Source organism: Paenibacillus sp. An7 (genome assembly GCF_009870785.1).
Classification (GTDB): Bacteria; Bacillota; Bacilli; order Paenibacillales; family Paenibacillaceae; genus Paenibacillus.
The window spans coordinates 244,760-262,985 of record NZ_WTWX01000004.1 but is presented as its reverse complement, the minus strand read 5'-3'; the positions used below and the strand labels follow the sequence as shown (position 1 = coordinate 262,985).

21 protein-coding genes are annotated in these 18,226 nt (G+C 41.7%); 7 read left to right on the top strand and 14 right to left on the bottom strand.

From position 1 onward, the window contains the following. From GQY27_RS08105 to GQY27_RS08090, 4 genes are all read right to left on the bottom strand, one after another. Nucleotides 1-1,131, bottom strand: coding sequence for a glycosyltransferase family 4 protein (locus GQY27_RS08105; protein WP_160033060.1), 1,131 nt, complete (start codon nt 1,129-1,131; stop codon nt 1-3). A gap of 197 nt (nt 1,132-1,328) precedes the next feature. Further along, nucleotides 1,329-2,378, bottom strand: coding sequence for a hypothetical protein (locus GQY27_RS08100; protein WP_160033058.1), 1,050 nt, complete (start codon nt 2,376-2,378; stop codon nt 1,329-1,331). Nucleotides 2,379-2,463: 85 nt separating this feature from the next. After that, the gene (locus GQY27_RS08095) at nt 2,464-3,270 is read right to left on the bottom strand and encodes a Cof-type HAD-IIB family hydrolase (protein WP_160033056.1); all 807 of its coding nucleotides are present in this window, start codon (nt 3,268-3,270) and stop codon (nt 2,464-2,466) included. Nucleotides 3,271-3,294: 24 nt separating this feature from the next. Continuing rightward, nucleotides 3,295-4,071 carry a pseudouridine synthase gene (locus tag GQY27_RS08090; protein WP_160033054.1) on the bottom strand — a complete coding sequence of 259 codons (777 nt, stop codon included), beginning with the start codon at nt 4,069-4,071 and terminating at the stop codon, nt 3,295-3,297. 287 nt (nt 4,072-4,358) lie between these two features. On the opposite strand from GQY27_RS08090, the gene GQY27_RS08085 reads away from it, so the two are divergent. Next, the gene (locus tag GQY27_RS08085; RefSeq protein ID WP_160033052.1) at nt 4,359-4,928 is read left to right on the top strand and encodes a thioredoxin family protein; all 570 of its coding nucleotides are present in this window, start codon (nt 4,359-4,361) and stop codon (nt 4,926-4,928) included. Continuing rightward, nucleotides 4,925-5,413 (top strand): PCYCGC motif-containing (lipo)protein, encoded by a 489-nt coding sequence (locus GQY27_RS08080; RefSeq protein WP_160033050.1) that lies wholly within the window; start codon nt 4,925-4,927, stop codon nt 5,411-5,413. Before GQY27_RS08085 ends, GQY27_RS08080 begins: the two co-directional genes overlap by 4 nt. An 80-nt stretch (nt 5,414-5,493) precedes the next feature. Here the strand turns inward: GQY27_RS08080 and GQY27_RS08075 are convergent, their stop codons facing one another. The 3 genes from GQY27_RS08075 to GQY27_RS08065 are packed head-to-tail and all read right to left on the bottom strand — an operon-like array spanning nt 5,494 to nt 7,942. Then, complete coding sequence (locus GQY27_RS08075) at nt 5,494-5,985, bottom strand: DUF309 domain-containing protein (protein ID WP_160033048.1); 492 nt, start codon at nt 5,983-5,985, stop codon at nt 5,494-5,496. Continuing rightward, the gene (gene yjbM / locus GQY27_RS08070; RefSeq protein WP_160033046.1) at nt 5,975-6,787 is read right to left on the bottom strand and encodes a GTP diphosphokinase; all 813 of its coding nucleotides are present in this window, start codon (nt 6,785-6,787) and stop codon (nt 5,975-5,977) included. Before yjbM ends, GQY27_RS08075 begins: the two co-directional genes overlap by 11 nt. 60 nt (nt 6,788-6,847) lie before the next feature. Beyond that, nucleotides 6,848-7,942, bottom strand: a complete 1,095-nt coding sequence (locus tag GQY27_RS08065) for a quinone-dependent dihydroorotate dehydrogenase (RefSeq protein WP_160033044.1) — start codon at nt 7,940-7,942, stop codon at nt 6,848-6,850. A 314-nt stretch (nt 7,943-8,256) separates the two neighbouring features. On the opposite strand from GQY27_RS08065, the gene GQY27_RS21485 reads away from it, so the two are divergent. Next, nucleotides 8,257-8,403 (top strand): hypothetical protein, encoded by a 147-nt coding sequence (locus tag GQY27_RS21485; protein ID WP_191798136.1) that lies wholly within the window; start codon nt 8,257-8,259, stop codon nt 8,401-8,403. 159 nt (nt 8,404-8,562) lie between these two features. Here GQY27_RS21485 and GQY27_RS08060 read toward each other — a convergent pair whose 3' ends face one another. Together GQY27_RS08060 and GQY27_RS08055 are read right to left on the bottom strand one after the other, a co-directional pair. Then, complete coding sequence (locus tag GQY27_RS08060) at nt 8,563-8,805, bottom strand: ferredoxin (RefSeq protein WP_160033042.1); 243 nt, start codon at nt 8,803-8,805, stop codon at nt 8,563-8,565. A gap of 126 nt (nt 8,806-8,931) precedes the next feature. Continuing rightward, on the bottom strand, nt 8,932-10,212 hold the full coding sequence (locus GQY27_RS08055; protein ID WP_160033040.1) for a DNA polymerase IV: 1,281 nt from the start codon (nt 10,210-10,212) through the stop codon (nt 8,932-8,934). A gap of 225 nt (nt 10,213-10,437) precedes the next feature. On the opposite strand from GQY27_RS08055, the gene cimA reads away from it, so the two are divergent. Beyond that, on the top strand, nt 10,438-12,057 hold the full coding sequence (gene cimA, locus GQY27_RS08050) for a citramalate synthase (protein ID WP_160033038.1): 1,620 nt from the start codon (nt 10,438-10,440) through the stop codon (nt 12,055-12,057). 56 nt (nt 12,058-12,113) lie between these two features. On the opposite strand, the gene GQY27_RS08045 is transcribed toward cimA, so the two are convergent. Further along, nucleotides 12,114-12,683 (bottom strand): TlpA family protein disulfide reductase, encoded by a 570-nt coding sequence (locus GQY27_RS08045; RefSeq protein ID WP_160033036.1) that lies wholly within the window; start codon nt 12,681-12,683, stop codon nt 12,114-12,116. A 174-nt stretch (nt 12,684-12,857) separates the two neighbouring features. Here GQY27_RS08045 and GQY27_RS08040 point away from each other — a divergent pair, with 174 nt between their 5' ends. Beyond that, a complete protein-coding gene (locus GQY27_RS08040) occupies nt 12,858-13,289 on the top strand; it encodes a M67 family metallopeptidase (protein WP_160033034.1) in 432 nt (143 codons plus the stop codon). Here the strand turns inward: GQY27_RS08040 and GQY27_RS08035 are convergent. Continuing rightward, the gene (locus GQY27_RS08035; protein ID WP_160033032.1) at nt 13,275-14,012 is read right to left on the bottom strand and encodes an exonuclease domain-containing protein; all 738 of its coding nucleotides are present in this window, start codon (nt 14,010-14,012) and stop codon (nt 13,275-13,277) included. The genes GQY27_RS08040 and GQY27_RS08035 overlap by 15 nt on opposite strands. Further along, nucleotides 14,009-15,055 carry a DUF294 nucleotidyltransferase-like domain-containing protein gene (locus tag GQY27_RS08030; RefSeq protein ID WP_236570530.1) on the bottom strand — a complete coding sequence of 349 codons (1,047 nt, stop codon included), beginning with the start codon at nt 15,053-15,055 and terminating at the stop codon, nt 14,009-14,011. Before GQY27_RS08030 ends, GQY27_RS08035 begins: the two co-directional genes overlap by 4 nt. A gap of 298 nt (nt 15,056-15,353) precedes the next feature. Between GQY27_RS08030 and GQY27_RS08025 the strand changes: the two genes are divergently transcribed. Both GQY27_RS08025 and GQY27_RS08020 read left to right on the top strand, forming a co-directional pair. After that, the gene (locus tag GQY27_RS08025) at nt 15,354-15,782 is read left to right on the top strand and encodes a MerR family transcriptional regulator (protein ID WP_160033028.1); all 429 of its coding nucleotides are present in this window, start codon (nt 15,354-15,356) and stop codon (nt 15,780-15,782) included. 28 nt (nt 15,783-15,810) lie between these two features. After that, complete coding sequence (locus GQY27_RS08020) at nt 15,811-16,485, top strand: zinc metallopeptidase (RefSeq protein ID WP_160033026.1); 675 nt, start codon at nt 15,811-15,813, stop codon at nt 16,483-16,485. Between the two features lie 22 nt (nt 16,486-16,507). Here the strand turns inward: GQY27_RS08020 and gltC are convergent, their stop codons facing one another. Together gltC and GQY27_RS08010 are read right to left on the bottom strand one after the other, a co-directional pair. Then, a complete protein-coding gene (gene gltC / locus GQY27_RS08015; RefSeq protein WP_160033024.1) occupies nt 16,508-17,419 on the bottom strand; it encodes a glutamate biosynthesis transcriptional regulator GltC in 912 nt (303 codons plus the stop codon). 88 nt (nt 17,420-17,507) lie between these two features. After that, nucleotides 17,508-18,128 carry a rhomboid family intramembrane serine protease gene (locus GQY27_RS08010; protein WP_160033022.1) on the bottom strand — a complete coding sequence of 207 codons (621 nt, stop codon included), beginning with the start codon at nt 18,126-18,128 and terminating at the stop codon, nt 17,508-17,510. Nucleotides 18,129-18,226 lie beyond the last annotated feature (98 nt).

Here is an 18,226-nt window from a genome sequence, read left to right as displayed (position 1 = left end):
TTAACTGCATACTTCATACTGTAAATACAGCTTCTTGAGCAAATGAACAGAACGGCTGAGCGAGTATTCTGATTTTGCCTTCTCACTTGCCGTACGGGCCAGTTCATATCGGTACGCTGGATCAAGAATGACTTTTTCCAGTGCATCAGCAAGCGCAACAGGGTTGTTCTCGGGAACAAGCAGTCCATTTACTCCATCTTCGATTTGTTCTGCAATCCCTCCGATATCCGTCCCAACTAGTGCAAGTGAGCTTAGTGCTGCTTCTGCAAATACCGAACCGAATGCTTCTGCTCTCGAGGGAAGAACAAAGATATCAAAGAACGGCATAAACTCCTCGGGATGAAGCGTGTACCCATAAAATATCGTTTCGTTATATATGCCAAGCTCCTGTGCCAACTTCTCAAGCTCGGAACGGATCGGACCATCCCCAATAATATGAAGGACATAGTCATGCCCTTTCTTTTTGAGCTCATAACAAGCCCTCAGCAGCGTATCAATTCCTTTTGCTGGGACAAGGCGGCATACAGTGACAAGCTGAGACACTTCATTTTCATGAGGGACAGGCTTAAAACGCTTCTCATCAAATCCATTAGGAATAATATCAATCTTCTCAGGATGCTGTATATAAGGTCTCAAATAGTCTTTAAATGATTCAGAAACCGTAAGGAGACAATCCGCTTTAGCTTCTAATTCTTTATAGAGCGAAGTCAGAAACTGATGTTCCAATCCCCCCTCTTTAATTCTTCCGTTGAGTATGAGTTCTCTCTCGTAACTTGAGTGAATGGTTTGAATAAGAGGAACCTCAGGAAATGCTTCTTTCATGGCAAGTCCGGCAATGGGATGATGTGCATGAATAAGATCATAAGATTTATGTAGCCGGAGCTTCACCCACCATAAGTAATCACGGTATGTTTGAATGTATTTGGTGACCACAGGACTGTCCTGATAAAGAGTCCAATCAAACGTATCAAATACAACTTCCTCACTGCCTTTATTCCGAATCCGTTTTGGCAAGGAGAACAATTCCATCTCCCATCTTGGGCTGCTAAAACGTTCTTGCATATAAGGAATCATGGAGGATACCCCGCCCGGCTGTTCAGGAGGGAAAAATAATGCTTGGAGCAATCGCATATATTAGAGCCCCTTTCTCGTAGTCATCTTATCAAGTAATTCTTTCATCATGATATCTTAGCTTATGTAAATTAGTAAAGAAGGTACCCCATTCTTTTCATAAAAACAGAGGAGAGCTAAGTGTCCGTTTCCTTGTATATACATAAGAAAAAGGCACCCCGAGAAGGATACCTTTTAACTTATAGCTTTATTTATTTTTAGTCTTCATCCGAAGTCAGCAGCATTTCATCAATAACGACATTTCGATATAACATGGTAATGTGCAGCTGTTTTATATCGACCTCTTTTTCAATTTCTTTGGAAAGGACCAGGACAAGGTCATGTCGCTGTTCTTCCGAAGGTTCTATATAGAAATCCATATATCCCGAAACTACTGCTTCACTTATATCTACGGTAGCAGAAGCGACAGGTAATCCCCCGTGCTCCTGAAGAAATAGATCGTAAGATACAATCTCCTGATCGTGACGAATCATTCTCACGTAGCAGGATTCTTCTGCTTCCTCTTCATCCTGATCTAAGATAGATTGCAGTTCTAGTCCATCCTCATCCCAATCGGGACCATCTGCCTCATCTGATGCAGTGTAAGAGGTATGATCTTGTCTAACGAGTTCAAGGATGGTAATCATTTTATCTTTATATTTCATCTCAATGGTAATGGTATCAATCTCCCCATCATCCACCTCGGCAACTAAAAGTTCTTCCGCGGATTCAAGTTCCTCCTCCAGCGGTTCCTTCAGCCATTCTACTTTTCCTTGGATATCTGTACCATACTGCTTTAGAACCGCATGAGCTATCGTCTGTCCCTTCCCATTTTGCAGTTCAAAGGAAGACACGAATCGTCCGGCAGAGATCAACTCAATCTGCATTTCACCGCTCTCATCTTCATATAGGAAAAGAGGCGATGGCTCAGGAATAATAGACTCTGATGCAGGCGGCGGTGTATCTTCCTCGTAACCTTCCTCATCTTCAAGGACGCTTTCCACCTCGCCCCAGGTTAACAAAATATCAATATGTTCGGCATCTACCGCATCACGATATTGCAGTAAATATTGCTCGATATAAGTAACAATCTCTTCTTTGGCCTTCAAGGGGACGCTTTTGGCATCCAGCTGAACACTACCTGCAAGCCGATGGCCTTCCCGGAAGACAAGAATAAGCGTGCCGGCATACCTGTCTTCAATTAAAATATCTTGAACTTCTCCATTTGCTGTTCGCAAATCGGGCCGCAGCCGAATATGATAGCTCATCTTATGTTAACCTCCTGTAGACCATTTCACTCTTGCTTGAAGAGTATCTGATATCCATAGTAGTACCCTCGGACAAGGAAGAATATTACTTAACGCCGATTACAAATTTTTCGAGGGCATGATGAACTCCATCTTCGTTATTAGACAGGGTAACTTCGTCAGCGGCTGCCTTTACATCAACAGGAGAATTATCCATCGCGATGCCCTTACCTGCAAATGTTAGCATCGTAATATCATTATAGTAGTTTCCCATAGCCAGAACATTCTCCCGAGCAATTCCCTTGCTCGCTGCGAGACGTCTCAGTGCCTCTCCTTTAGAAGCATCCTTATGCATAAGATCCAGGAAGAAATCGCCGCTGCGGACCATATAAAATGGGCTGTTCCAAGTGTTCCATTCTTTTTCAAGCTCATTCATCGTTTCAAGATCGCCAAAAGCCGAGAATTTCACAACCGGTTCACTTAATTCTGACCAGTGCGGCAAGTTCATAGGTTCAAGAAAAACTTCATCATACATACTGCGCATTTTCGGGGTCATTTGATCTGCTTTATCAATATACAAACCAAACGCCGTATTGACATCAAAATGAATGCCATGCTCTCTGCAATAATCTACATAAGGCTGCAGTCCCTCTGCATCCATTGGGAACTGGTCGATAACTTCCTGCGTTTTTAGGTCAACGGTAACGGCTCCGTTATGTGTGATCACATATCCGCTGAGTCCCATTTTTTCCATAATCGGCATCGTACTTACCGGTCCTCTGCCGGTGCAAAGCACCAGCTCAGCCCCGAGGCTGACCGCTGCCTTAATGCTATCTTTATTCTCTTGCGATAATTCATGGTTATCATGTAGGAGAGTTCCATCTACGTCTAGTGCAATCAGTTTATAATTCATATGCTAACCATCCTTATTTCTTTATTATTTTGTTATTTCTGTCTCGGTGAGAATGTTCAGTTCTTCCTCCGTTAGTTCACGATAAGATCCAATCGGAAGTAGTGAATCTAACTGCAAAGCTCCCATAGAGATGCGCTTCAAATATAAGACTTTCGACTGGACTGCTTCAAACATCCGCTTCACTTGATGGAATTTCCCTTCATGAATCGTAACCAGCACGCGAGAGGTAGTTCCCTCTTTATCAAGATCGACAGAGATAATCTCTAGAACTGCCGGTTTCGTTGTGTATCCATCATCCAGGGTTACGCCCTGCTGAAAAGCATGGATTTCTTTCTCTCCGATCTCCCCTGAGACAATGGCTTCATATGTTTTGGGTACATGCTTCTTCGGAGACAATAAATTATGTGAGAGTTGTCCATCATTCGTGAGAATCAGCAGCCCTTCGGTATCCTTGTCTAAACGTCCCACCGGAAAAGGCTGGAACAATGCGTATTCCGGATCGAGAAGATCAATTACTGTTTCTTCCCTTACATCCTCTGTAGCTGATATCACCCCTGGCGGCTTATGAAGCATTAAATAAATGAACTCTCTGTACTTCACCGTTTCACCGTCAATTTCAATCATATCTTTATAAGGATCGACTTGCATCCCGCTGTCCTTGATCCGCTTTCCGTTCACCGTAACATAGCCATTCTTTACTGCTTTCTTAATTTCCGAACGAGTGCCATATCCCATATGACTTAAAATTTTATCTATGCGCAACTTTTTCACCGTTTTCTTTTGATTGATTTGCTGACTCATACTAAAATCCACCTCCATCCTTCCGGATCTGATTTTTCAAATAAGACTTCACAAATTGTTCATATTACTTAAAATACAAAGATTACATACGGTCTGTAGAGCGTAAAGGCAGTTGTAACGCTATAAGATTACGATCATGCAGTTCTGTTATTAGAATATCTGCCCGCAGTCTGTATCTTATTTAATAAATCCATCCCCGTATTCCTGTTCCACTACAATGCGTAATGTTGTATAATGAAGGGCATTAAACCAGTTCCATAATTTATCATATTGACGGGGGATGAACAATGAGTTCTAAAACACAAACCAAAACGAAGACAGGCTATACCGGTAAGAAAAACAAAAAATCGAACACTGCTATTATTGCCTTTATTGCTGCATTTGTCATACTGATCGGCGCACTTATCACCATGAATATGATCAATAACAAAGATATTAACGAAGTATACGGGCTTCCTCAGTCGAAGCTGAGTGCCTCAACAATCGAAATATTAGATGACCCAAATTATCAGAATATCATCCTTCCAGAAGAACTCAAAGGGAAAATTGATAACAAAGAGGACTTTTTCGTATATTTCTTTGCTTCTGATTGTCCTCACTGCCGTGCAACGACTCCAAAACTCATGCCGATTGCCGGCGATTTAGGTATCGATCTTCCCCAGTTTAATCTAAGGGAGTTTGACAGCGGCTGGAGAGAATACAATATTGAATTCACACCAACCCTTGTTTATTTTGAGAAAGGTGTACAGAAAGAGCGTCTTGTTGGCGGTATTCAAGAAGAAGGTACGAATACCGGTTATACGGAAGAAGATATCAGAACCTTCTTTTCGAAATATAAAGGAGAGGCTGCAAATTGAAAACCAAATGGTATGGAACCCTCTTCGCCGGTCTAATCTTCGGCAGCCTTGCTCTAAGTGCCTGTGGGCAAAAAGAAGCAGGACACGACCACACCATGCATGGCAAAGAAAGCGAACAGTATGAGGCAAGTGCCTCTCTCACTGAAATGCCTGAATTCCTCACAAAATATACGGATAACACACAAGCGACCTATGCTCTTGTTGGACAAGTTAAAGAGAAGCTGAAAATGCTCAACTGTTACTGTGGATGTATGGATTATGAATCAGCTCATGATTCCCTTTACCGCTGCTTTATCGCTCTAGAAGAGAACGGTAAAGTGACTTGGACCGATCACGGAGCCCAGTGCGGTATTTGTCTAGAAGAACTACGAGATACCGTAGAACTCAGTGCAGCAGGGAAATCGATAGAGGAAATCCAAACCTTTATTGATGATAAATATGCTCCCGAAGGTGCTCCTTCTTCTAGCGAAGTACATCCCGGTTAATCCTGCCAAAAGCAAATATATAATCATATAAACCCCCGATTTCTTTCACTTTCTCAGTGAAGAGTCGGGGGTTTATATGATTAGGATGTGAATCCGTTTTTACCCATTGCTTTCATTCGTTCCTCGTACACTTTCCCCCGTGTCGGGCTTCTCCGCTGAGGTATACTCGGTTTTAATTCCTTCGATCTCTGGTATACCGCTTCTTCGAGTTCATCATCCCATATCACGATTGTATAATCCTGATAAGGTACTGGAATCTGGTCCGAATGCTGCAGTTTCTCAAGGGCATCACGGCAAGATGAGAGAAGGAGTCCAAGTTCTATACCCAGGAACTGCTCGGGATACGGTTCAAGAATCTGAATCGCGCTGGTAAGCATTAACTGTGCACCGCGCAGATTCTGATTCCGATAATGATACATCCCTACGGCGACTTGCAACAATCCTTTATATACTGGCTCACGATCCTCAGCAAGCCACAATTCCTCAAGTACTTCATGACACTCAAAATAGTCCTGATCCCGGTTAAAATAGACCAGATAATCGACATAGAGGGGATGGTATTTAGAACTCATCAGTTTCACTGCTTTTTCTTGCGTTATTAAGCAGCTCCTTTACTTCTCCGGATAAATGCTTAATCGCCTCGATATCGTGTGCCTGCCAGTACGTATTAAATTTCTCTTGTGCATCAATTGCCTCATCCACAAGATGATAGAAGTATAACTGATGAATGATGGCGAGTGTCTTGGAAATGATACTGGACTCATCTTCAAACGTTTTTTGTGCTTCCAAAATCTCAAGCCGTATTGCAGACATCTCATTGTCCAGGATAAAGGCGGCTTCAGACGTTTTCTTCAGTCGTTCTCTGACCATGTCAGGCAGGTTGTCTCTAAATTTGTAGTTCAAGGAATGCTCAATGGTTGCCCAAAAATTCATCGCTAGGGTTCGAATCTGGATCTCAGCAAGCACATGCTTTTGACCAAGCGCTGTCTGGACAGGATACTCAATAATCATATGGAAACTACGATAACCGCTTTCCTTGAAATTGGTAATGTAGTCCTTTTCATAAAGAACTTTCAAATCCTTCCGTTCCCGAATATACTCGGCCACTCTGCGAATATCCTCCACAAATTGGCACATAATCCGAATACCTGCTATATCCTCAATCCCAGTTTCAATTTCATTCATGGGCACGGAAAGCCGTTTGGCTTTATCCAAGATACTTGAAATTTTCTTGACGCGACCGGTTACGAATTCGATAGGTGCATACTCTTCACGTTTTTTAAGTTCTGCCCGCATTGTTTTAAACTTAACCTTAAGTTCCTCTACGGCCTGTTCGTAAGGAAGCAAAAATGTCCCCCAGTCTCTTCCGTCCATTGCCTATGCCTCCTGTCTTATGCTCATACCTAAAGCTTAATTCATTATAGTACCAGCCACTTATCTATGATCTGCTCCGACCGCTTCGGAAATGTGACGATAGCCATCCTTACGAAGCAGTTCCCTGAGTCCTTCATGAAGACGTTGATTAATCTCAGGACCTTCATAAATAAGTGCGGTATAAATCTCAACCAAGCTTGCTCCCGCTTTAATTTTGTCGTAAGCATCTTTCGCTGTAAAAATGCCTCCCGATCCGATTATAGGGAGCTTCCCATTCGTTTGACGGTAAACCTGGCTAATGATTTCTGTTGAACGATCACGAAGTGGCTTACCACTCAGTCCACCTGTTTCTTTCGCATTCTCATGAGTCAATCCTTCGCGGCTTATTGTTGTATTCGTAGCTATGATACCCGAAACACCGCTTTTTGAAATCGTATCCACCATATATTTCAATTCAACCTCAGTTACATCCGGTGCAATCTTAACTAAAACAGGCTTCTTTACACCTGATTTCTGAGATTCTTTCTTCATCTGATCCATAACCGCGGCAAGCAAGTCACTAAGTTCGCTTCCGTGCTGCAAGCTGCGCAGATCCGGTGTATTTGGGGAACTGATATTTACAACAAAAAAGTCAGCATGCGAATACAACTTTTCGATACACTTGCGATAATCTAATGGAGCATCCTCATTCGCAGTGATCTTGTTTTTTCCAATATTAATGCCAACCGGTATGGGTCGTTCCTTTATCCCAGATAAAACCGTTGCCATGGCTGCTACACCTTGGTTATTAAAGCCCATTCGGTTAATAAGTGCTTCATCTTGAGGAAGTCTGAACAGTCTAGGCTGTTCATTTCCTGGTTGTGGTTCTGGCGTTACAGTTCCCACTTCCATGAAACCAAATCCAATGGAAGAAAATCCAGGAACAGCTTCCCCATTCTTATCCAGTCCTGCAGCAAGACCTATAGGCGTTGGAAAATGGAGACCGAATAAATCGGTGGCTAGATCCGCTGTTTCACGTACACGATACATGGAGCGAAGCAAACTCACCCCTCCTGGTATTCGGCCTGCTTTGTTTAGACTGCCTATTACAAGATGGTGTGCTTTTTCAGCGTCCATTGCGAAGAAAAAAGGTTTTCCGAAATTACGATACAGCAAATCATCCACTCCGTTTACTAGATCTATTTATGGGAGCTTACAAATGTATCAAAACATGGTTGCTATATCTAGCTATATCGTATGTAAACTTACAACATATAGTATGAATACAGCTTGCTTTTTGATATCACCAGCTTCCCCTCTACTCTCCAGTTTAGCGTTTTTTGTTGCAAAAGAAAAGGGATAGCGACCCAACTCCTGCCCTTTTACGAAGATCTAGATAGATATAATACTTTGATAATTTATCCCAGTTTGAATACAATAGAGAAAGCTTATGATAAAACCTAACTTTTGTCGTGAAAGGAGCATCTGACATGTCTCAAAAGAGGAAGAAACCAAGCTTGCAGCAAAAGAAAGAGGAAGTAAATCGGAAAGCCTTATTCTGGACTGCTCTAAGCGTTTTGCTCCTAATTATCTTAATTGCGGTCTTCGTCATTATCGGCGAATCAACAAACCCTTAATGCAGCAGTAATACGTTTATCCGGATTCGTTCGGCCGTGGACAAGCCTCGCTTAAGTTCCGTCCTCGGCCTGTGCCGGAAAGTACACACACACCGCTTTTTTTCATAAAAAAACGCCCGGCACCGAAACTCGGCACCAAGGCGTCTGAAATGGATGAAATTAACCTTCCATGTTAAATGGTGTATCTGCAACTTTAATGGAATCGGTAGGGCATCCATCACAAGCATCTTGCATATCTTCATGAAGATCTTCTGGGATTTCAACGTTACCGTGGTTCGCATCCCCGCTATAAATCACTTCTGCAAGACCTTCATCATCGTAATCGTAAATATCAGGTGCTGTGGCACCACAAGCACCGCAAGCGATACATGTATCTTTTTCTACCCAAGTATACTTAGCCATTTTTTCTCTGCCTCCTATATTTAAACACAACAAACAGTAGGTTTTACCTATACTAACAAATAGTTTAATACAAACTGATAACAAACACAAATCATTTTGAACTGTACTTAGGACATTGTCAAGTCCCTATTCTGGAAGAGAAAGATTATCCTTTTGTAATGATGTTCCACGCGATTTATAGTTACGGATCAGTGTCGATGGATCGTCTCCAAGCATCCCCGCAGTTACCACCGCATTTTCTCCAAATTTATCTCTTAATGTGTCCATTACCTTAATAAGAGATTCTTTCTTCGGCTGTTCTTGATAATCGAAAAGATCCAGCTGCACTACAGATTCACTCTTCGGAATTAGATTTTGAAGCGTAATCCCAAGCAGCCTAATCGGTTTCCCTGCACCAAACTGCCGGTAAAATAAATTTACAGCCTCTTTATAAATATCCTTGTCGAAGTCAGTAGGTGCCTGCAGCGCATGGGACCGAGTAATGGTTCTCATATCAGGTGTGCGAATGGTAAGCTGTATCCCGCCGGCCATCATTCCTTGTCTTCTCAAACGCCGTCCCACTTGGTCACTGATATTCAGCAGTACCCGGTTAATGTCGCTTTCATTCGAAATATCTTCAGGTAGCGTTGTGGTATGACCGATTGACTTATTCGGCTCACGATTAGCGAGTACTGGTGTATGACTGATTCCATTCGCTGCTTGCTTCATCCATGTCCCAAGCACGCCAAAATAATCTTTTAACATTTGTTCATCTGCATTCGCAAGCTGCCCAATAGTCATAATGTTAAGTTTTCGCAGTTTCTCTGCTGTTTTTTGTCCAATCCCAAACAATTCCGCGCATGGCTTACTCCATAGTATTTTTTCAACATCCCGCAACCGAAGAACGGTAATACCGTTTGGCTTTTTCATATCTGAGCCCATTTTTGCCAGCAGTTTATTAGGAGCAATTCCTATAGAACAAGGAATCCCCAGTTCTTCATTAATTCTTCTTTGAATTTCTTCTGCAATCTGGATCGGCGTGCCGAATTGTTTTGATCCCGTAATATCTAAATAACATTCATCAATAGAAGTGGCCTCTAGTTCCGGCGTATATTCATAGGCGATCTTCATAAATGCCTTGGAGTATTTACGATATAGGTGAAAGTCCGGTGTAATAACGATAAGTTCAGGGCATTTTCGAAGTCCCTGATTTACAACCATTCCTGTACTGATTCCTAGTTTACGTGCTTCGTAAGAACAGGTGACGATAACACCTTTCCGCTTTTCACTGCTGCCCGCAACGGCTGTTGGTTTTCCTGCATATAGATCAGGTCTTTCCGCAGCATGAACGGAGCAATAAAAAGCATTCATATCTACATGTAAAATGACGCGGCCCTTCACTGGATAATAATCCTTTACGTTCTCCATGCGGATACCTTCTTTACTCTTTACTCACTAAAAAATAGATATAAATTCAATTCATCAAAACTTTATTTTACCGTTAATATCTCCTTAAGTATACCGGAATACGTCTAAAATAAATGGATTCATCTACAATAATTACAAAATAACATCTTACTTTCTAGGTAAGAACTGATATAATAGTAAAATTATAAAGTTAAGGGTGACTTCTTAAAAGGGGGATAACATATCATGTCTAAGTCCATCTCTATCTTTGATACTACACTTCGCGATGGCACACAAGGTGAAGGAATCAGTTTATCTGTAGACGACAAATTACATATTGCGAGGAAGCTTGATTACCTTGGAGTACAGTATATTGAAGGCGGCATTCCAGGCAGTAACACGAAAGACATTGAATTCTTCAAGCGAGTTCAGGAACTCGGGCTTTCTGCAAAAATCGTAGCCTTTGGCAGTACACGCCGCAAGGGCAGTGTTGCTGCAGAAGATGCGAATTTAAATCGTATTATTGAATCAGGTGCAGATGCAGCTACGCTCGTGGGCAAGTCTTGGGATTTTCATGTGCATACTGCACTCCAAACGACACTGGAAGAGAACTTAGAAATGATTTATGACTCCATCCGTTACCTGAAACAAAGCGGACTAGAGGTCATTTTTGATGCAGAACATTTTTTTGACGGCTATAAAAATAATGCGGCGTATGCCGTTTCTGTCATGAAAAAGGCATATGAAGCCGGCGCAGACTGGCTTGTAATGTGTGATACGAACGGGGGAACGATGCCGCATGAAGTACATGAGGTGGTCTCGTCCCTGACAGAGCAACTGCCAAATGCAAACTTTGGCATCCATACCCACAATGACTGTGAGCTGGCTGTAGCCAATACACTGGCAGCCATCAATAGCGGGGCAAGACAAGTCCAAGGGACAATCAATGGCTACGGAGAACGTTGTGGTAACGCGAATCTGTGCTCCGTCATTCCTAATTTGCAGCTTAAATTCGGTTATGAATGCGTTGAAGAAGAAAAACTTGCACAATTAACCAATGTCGCTAGATATATTAGTGAGATTGCCAATGTGAATATGCCGGTGAATCAGCCGTATGTAGGTAATGCAGCTTTTGCACATAAAGGCGGCATTCACGTATCAGCCATCATGCGTGATTCTCGTACTTATGAACATATTGTTCCCGAACAAGTCGGTAACAAACAAAGAATACTCGTATCTGAGCTCGCAGGACAGAGCAACATTGTTTCCAAGGCCAAAGACATGGGAATTGAATTTGATCCAACCAGTGAACAGACAAAGAACGTAATTAACAAAATTAAAGATCTCGAACATCAAGGCTATCAGTTTGAAGGAGCAGATGCTTCTCTTGAACTCCTCATTCGGGAAGCAAACGGTGAAATGCAAGAGCTGTTTACCTTTGAGTCTTTTAAGATGTTGGTTGAGAAAAATGTTGGTAAACCCGTTGTATCCGAAGCCTTTGTCAAAATCAACGTTGGTGGACGCAGTCACTATACTGCTGCAGAAGGTAATGGTCCGCTGAATGCACTGGATAATGCACTTCGTAAAGCACTCATTACTTATTATCCATCTTTAAAAAACATGCATTTATCCGATTATAAAGTTAGAGTCCTTGACGATAAAGATACGACAGCTGCCAAAGTTAGGGTTCTTATCGAATCCAAAAACTTCACTGATTCCTGGAACACCGTAGGGGTTTCTGAGAATATTATTGAAGCGAGCTGGGAAGCACTCGTACACAGTTTCCGGTATGCTCTTCTCGAGGAAGATCCCTCCGAATTCATTGAACCCGATGCTTTGCCGCACCAAGGATTAGTAAACCATTAAGCGCCGATCTTATCTATGCAAAAGAGGCTGCAGATCTCATCATCTGCAGCCTCTTTTTATTTTTTCACAAGTGCCTCAACTTTCTTCTCTAGTTCTTCTTCTGTCAGAATGCCCAGAATAATTTCTTGAATCACGCCGTTTTTATCAATCAGAACGTTCGTCGGAAATGCCATTCCTTTATATAAATCATAAACTGTTCCATCTTCATCCGTTAGGATTGGAAATTGAAGTTTAAACGTGTCAACAAATTGTTTGGCATCTTTTACTGTATCATATTTCGTTACATTAACTCCGTATACATCAAGCTCATCTTTGTAGTTTTTCGCAAGCAAATTTAACGAGGCAGCTTCCATCTTACAAGGATCACACCATGAAGCCCAAAAATTAATCAGGAGTGCTTTTTCTCTTGTCCCGCCTACTCTATAAGTTTCTTCTTTATTCTCTAGCCCCTTTAACTCAAAAGGTGGAGCAAGCAGTCCTGCTTTCGCCCCCGTTTCTGTAGGAAGAGGTTTGTCCGGTTGGAATACATTTTGAATGGACAGACCTCCTTCTTTATTACTCGTTTGCCAAAAAGCAAAACCGATCAGCAGTAGAATCCCAGCCCATATATACAAGTTACGTTTCATTTGCCCATCCTTTTTCCATGTTATAGACTATATATGCTTTCATTATTGATTTCCTATTGATCTCATTTTATCCCTAATTTTGGTTCATTATATCACAAAAAACTCCTTTTCTAAAAAGGAGCTGCATGTTTCCTATCTCAATCTTATCTCAAAAAGAAGAAGGAGCCTCTTAACATGATCATCCGAATGACGGCTGAAACTTATGAACAAATAAAAAAACACTTCCATACATCCCGGCCTTTTGAAGGATGCGGTTTACTACTAGGAACTTCGTCAATTGACGATTCAGTTGACATCCATTCCATAATACCTGTCAAAAACGTAGCAGCAGAACCCAATCATCACTTTGAACTTGAACCCGAAGTGTGGGTCCATCATCTGCTGACATCTCCTGATTTAATAGGTCTATATCACACGCATCCTATTTCCGCTCCACTTCCCTCAGCTGAGGATCTTCAGAACTTGCAGTCATACGGACAATTGATGAGGATCTATCTTATTGCAGGAATCGATCCCAACGAGCAGCAATTAGAAGTTAAAGCTTACGAGGTCATAAAGCAAGAACATGGATACAGGCTTAGGCATGTCGCACTATGCGTGACTTAGGTGATGATAAAGATCAGATAAGGTTACCACATTCATTTTTGAAATATCATCGAGATAGGCTCCCCATAAACGGGCTGTCATCATCGCATCTTCTAATGCATGGTGTCTCCCCTTAATTTCAATATTTCTTGATTGAAGGAGTTCATCAAGTCCATAACCAGATCGCTGCGGTTCAAGCCATCTCGCCAGCATCATGGTATCAATAACGCGGTGGCTTAGTCTCACTTTTGAGGTTTTCCATAAAGCTGCATTCAGAAAAGATTTGTCATGTGCACTCGCATGAGCTACAAGAACCCGCCCGCCTACAAAAGACATAAAATCATGCAGTCCATTCAAAAGCTGAGGAGCATCCTGGGTCATTTCGCTTGTAATTCCAGTAAGCTCAGCAATGTGCTCCGGAATACGGTTCTTCGTTTTAACAAGAGTATAAAACTGCTCCTCTTCTATTATTCCCCCCCCGATAACCCGCACAGCACCAAAAGACAAAATCTCATCTCCATGCTGGGGCGCAAAACCTGTCGTCTCTAAATCAAATACAACGGCGTCAAGTTCATGAAGCGGTGTTCGCAAGGTCTCAGGCCGTCGATTTTCTCTCATGAGAGACCGTAAAAAAGCCATGTGCTGTGCCGTAGGAGTCCCCATCATAGAAGCGATTGCAGATGGTATTCCGCCTTGTCTGAACGAGTTCCAAAAACCGTTATTTCCCCTGCTTGGCTCTTTCATAGACGGCCCCTCTCGACAAACCGAAGTTGTCTTTGCAGATTCCGGTGAATTTTCTTCACAGCAGACAGTCCTATTCTCAGTTTATATAACGTGTCTTTATCTCTTAACTGATCTTGATCAATATATCCGCTGCTTGATAGCACACTATGATCTTCCTTCATCTGAGCGCTTCTTCTTAAATGCAGTGCAATCAAGAATGCTTTCTCACATGGTTCAATAAGGCTGGACGGAGCTGCTTCGAGAGTCGAAAGTTTCTTTAAGCGCTGAAGTGTATTTGTCTCTTTCAGACCGTTCTGTAAAGCGAAATAGCGCCCGCTGTTCACAAGCGGAATATACATACCGTATTTCACATCAAATCCTCCAGCATGCTCCCCAAAACGTTCCTTCACGACTTGGCCAAGGATATTTAAAGTAGCCTTATGCCTTACCGTGTTACGTAATACAGCCGCAGCCAGATCAGGCGTGGATTCAAATAGGAAAGAATAATATTTCTGAAACTGATGGGATAACGTGAGATCCCCCGCAACATGCCTCATATCAGCAGCAATAATATAGTAGCGTACCGGTTCCCATTGTAAGTCATTCGACCATTCACTAAGCTGCTCTCTCCAGGAAGAGAGCGTTCTCGCCCATAACGCTTCAGAACACATTACTTTTCCTTCACATTTAGCATAACCTGCTGACTCCAGCATATTACTTAGTCTTATACCAAACTCTTTGAAAAAACGTTCTTTGTCTGGATGCTCTTTGTCACTAATAATAAGTCCGTTATCCTGATCGCTCCATAGCGTAGCTTCTCTTCTTCCAGAACTTCCAAATACAACGAAAGCATAAGGAACGGGGGCCAGGCCATACCCCTCCTTCCACATTTCTTTTTCTGTAAGCTCGATCGCTTTTGTCGCGATGGCATCATGCAAATCATTAACGCGTCGATACCAATCCAGTATACTTATTTGATCTATCTCATTCTGTAATTCCTCTTGTCTCTTCATGCGAGCTTGCTTTAGTGTAAAGGCGGAATCCACATCTTCCAGGTTATCCATATCTCCTGCCCCCTGTCCTTTTCGCATAGGTCCATCATTTTTATAAATCGAAACATATATGTCATATAAATTAACAACCAATAAGAAATTAATTATCATCAAGATTATAATCATTACCATATTATTATTACAATGTATATATTTTTATGAAATCGTTACCACTTTCGTTTATTTTTTTGACTAATATGAGAGCAAGTGTATATAAGGACCTAAAAAGTGTAACGTTTGACTGTACGGTTCTTCTTCATGTATCATATTGTTTATTGAATAGGGAAAGGTGAGTGTTCTCGATGGGGATATGAAACTGTATCGAATCGGTGAATTGTCGAAAGCTGCCGGTGTCAGTGAACGTACGATTGACTATTACACGAAGCTTGGGCTAATCACGCCAGAGCAACGTACACAAAAAAACTATAGATTATACACTCATGAAACCTTGTCTCGTCTCGAACGTATTATCCAGATGAAACTAGAGAAGTATAGTCTCGAAGAGATTAAACAGTCTTTAGAAAAATGGAGCTCCGTTTCCTCAAATGAGCAGGTTACAAGCAAACTTAACAGTCTGGAAATTCATGTACAGCAGCTTGAACGAGAAATGAACGAACTGAAACCACTCCTTCAAGACATGAAACCAACCCATCAGCGCAAAGTCGTTGCAGGGTTATTAACGAAAAGTGCGGCTTGTATGGAAGCACTGAAAATTTTGCTTGAAAGCTCCATGATGTAGTTATTTATAATAATATGGAGGTAAGTTTATGGGATTTCTGTATGTTCTAATTATTGTTGCATTTATATTGTCACTTTGGGCCCAGTTCCGAGTAAAAGGTACTTTTAACAAATGGGCTAAAGTGGAAAACACAACAGGAATGACGGGCTATGATGTTGCAAGACGCATGCTCGATCTAAATGGACTTCATGATGTACCGATTGAGCCTGTGCGTGGAGCTCTTTCTGACCACTATGACCCGATTCACCGTGTGGTTCGTCTGTCAGAGCCAGTATATTACGAAAGATCCATTTCAGCCGTTTCTGTTGCATCTCACGAGGTGGGTCACGCGATTCAGCATAAAGAACATTATCCAATGCTCGTATTGCGTCACAGAATTTTCCCAGTCGTGAACTTTGCATCCGGTATTGCACCATTTCTTATTTTGGGTGGATTTTTCTTTAATGCACTTAATTTAATTGGTCTTGGTATCATTTTCTTCTCGGTAACGGTAGCTTTTCAATTGATTACCCTTCCTGTTGAATTTAATGCCAGTAACCGTGCTCGCGACATTATTGTACAAGAAGGCTTTATTCAGAGGGAAGAAGAACGTGGTGTTGGTAAAGTTCTTAATGCCGCAGCCCTGACTTATGTAGCAGCTGCTCTTATCTCTCTACTTGAGCTTATTAGATACATTGCGATCTTCACAAGTAACCGTGAATAGTAAATATATAAGAACCCCAGTCTTAATTGACTGGGGTTTTGTTATTTTCTAAGCCAAAGTAATCAAGTAAAAATGACCGGAAAGACTGCGCAACCAGAGGCAACTTCTCATCATTTCGATGAATCAGTCCGATAGAACGAGTTACTCTCGGGCTTGATAATCTTACTCTAGCAGGTTGAAGCGGGTTAGTTTGAAATAAAGCCATTTCCGGAAGAACACTCACACCCATTCCAGCTGCTACAAGACCGCGTATAGCATCTGTCTCTTCACCTTCAAATGCAATCCTCGGAGTAAATCCTGCTTCTAAACAAGCATGCCATACGATCGGCCTTAGAGAATAACCTTTGCTAAATAAGATAAACTTATCTTCCTTTAATTGTTCCAATCGAATGGTTTCTTCTCCAGCAAGCGGGTGGTTTTGTGGTAAAATGGCATACAACTCTTCTGTAAGAACGACATCCCCGCCGATCTGCTCATGTTTTTCAGGAAAAGGAGAAATAAACGCTAGATCTACTTCTGAAGATAATACATCTCTAATCAATGTTGGGTACATACCTTGTTTAAACTTAAATTTCACATTAGGATAGCGCTTTCTAAACTCCGAAACGACAGAAGGAATAAGGTGAATACCAAGACTATGCGGGAAACCAATACGAATTTCCCCTTTTTCTGGGTCCGAAAATTCATGTACCTCACCAACAGCCCGATCCAAGTCCTTAAGAATTCCCTCTACTCTTTTACAGAATAATTGTCCCACAGGAGTAAGTTGCAAATTTCTTCCCTTGTGCATAAACAAGTCGACTCCGAGTTCCTCTTCAAGATGATGAATCTGGCGACTTACTGCGGATTGAGCTACATGAAGCTCTTCCGCAGCTTGAGTCACGTGTTCTTTCTGTGCAACCTTTAAAAAGTACTGCAACTGTCGTAGTTCCACTCGTTTAATCGCTCCAATCTACTAAAACCATCCAAGTATACCAAGGATGCTCTTCTTGACTCTACTGTATCATGCAAGCACGAATGAATCAACGATGCTTCTGTTTAAATAATCTAATTAGTAACCCGTATATGAAAAAGCCAGCAATCAGCCCGCCAAAATGAGCAACTAAATTAATATTCGCTACACCCAAAGAAAAAATAATACCGAATCCTAAAATGGTATACATCACTTTCCTTGAGGCTTCATCCATCTTGTTGCGCTGGAAAATAGCTATATATAAAAATGCACCATAGACACCATAGATTGCACCTGATGCTCCCACCGCATACGTGGGTGACGACAGGTTATTATAATAACCCTGTGTGATCAAATTACCAATAAAACCACTTGCTACGTATAAAAAAGCATATTTCCACCAACCGAGTAATCTTTCCAGCGGCGGTGCAAATACCAGTAAGGCAAAACAATTAAAGAACAAATGACTAAATCCAGAATGAAGGAACATAGAAGCGAACAAGCGCCATACTTCCTCATTCAATGGAGGGATATTAGCTAATGCTCCAAACTTTAATAAGGTATATGGATTCTCCGATCCGCCATTAAAGACTAATACCATAAACATAATGACGTTAGCTGCAAGCAGTAACGTAGTTACCGGATAGTACTTTATGTACCCTTTCCAGTTTTCATAACGTAAAAAAATCATAACTACACCCTTTCTTAAATGCCCTGCATTGGACATAAACTTGCTAATACGATTATAATAGATAAGTATGAAGATAACCAATTTTAAGGAGGTACACA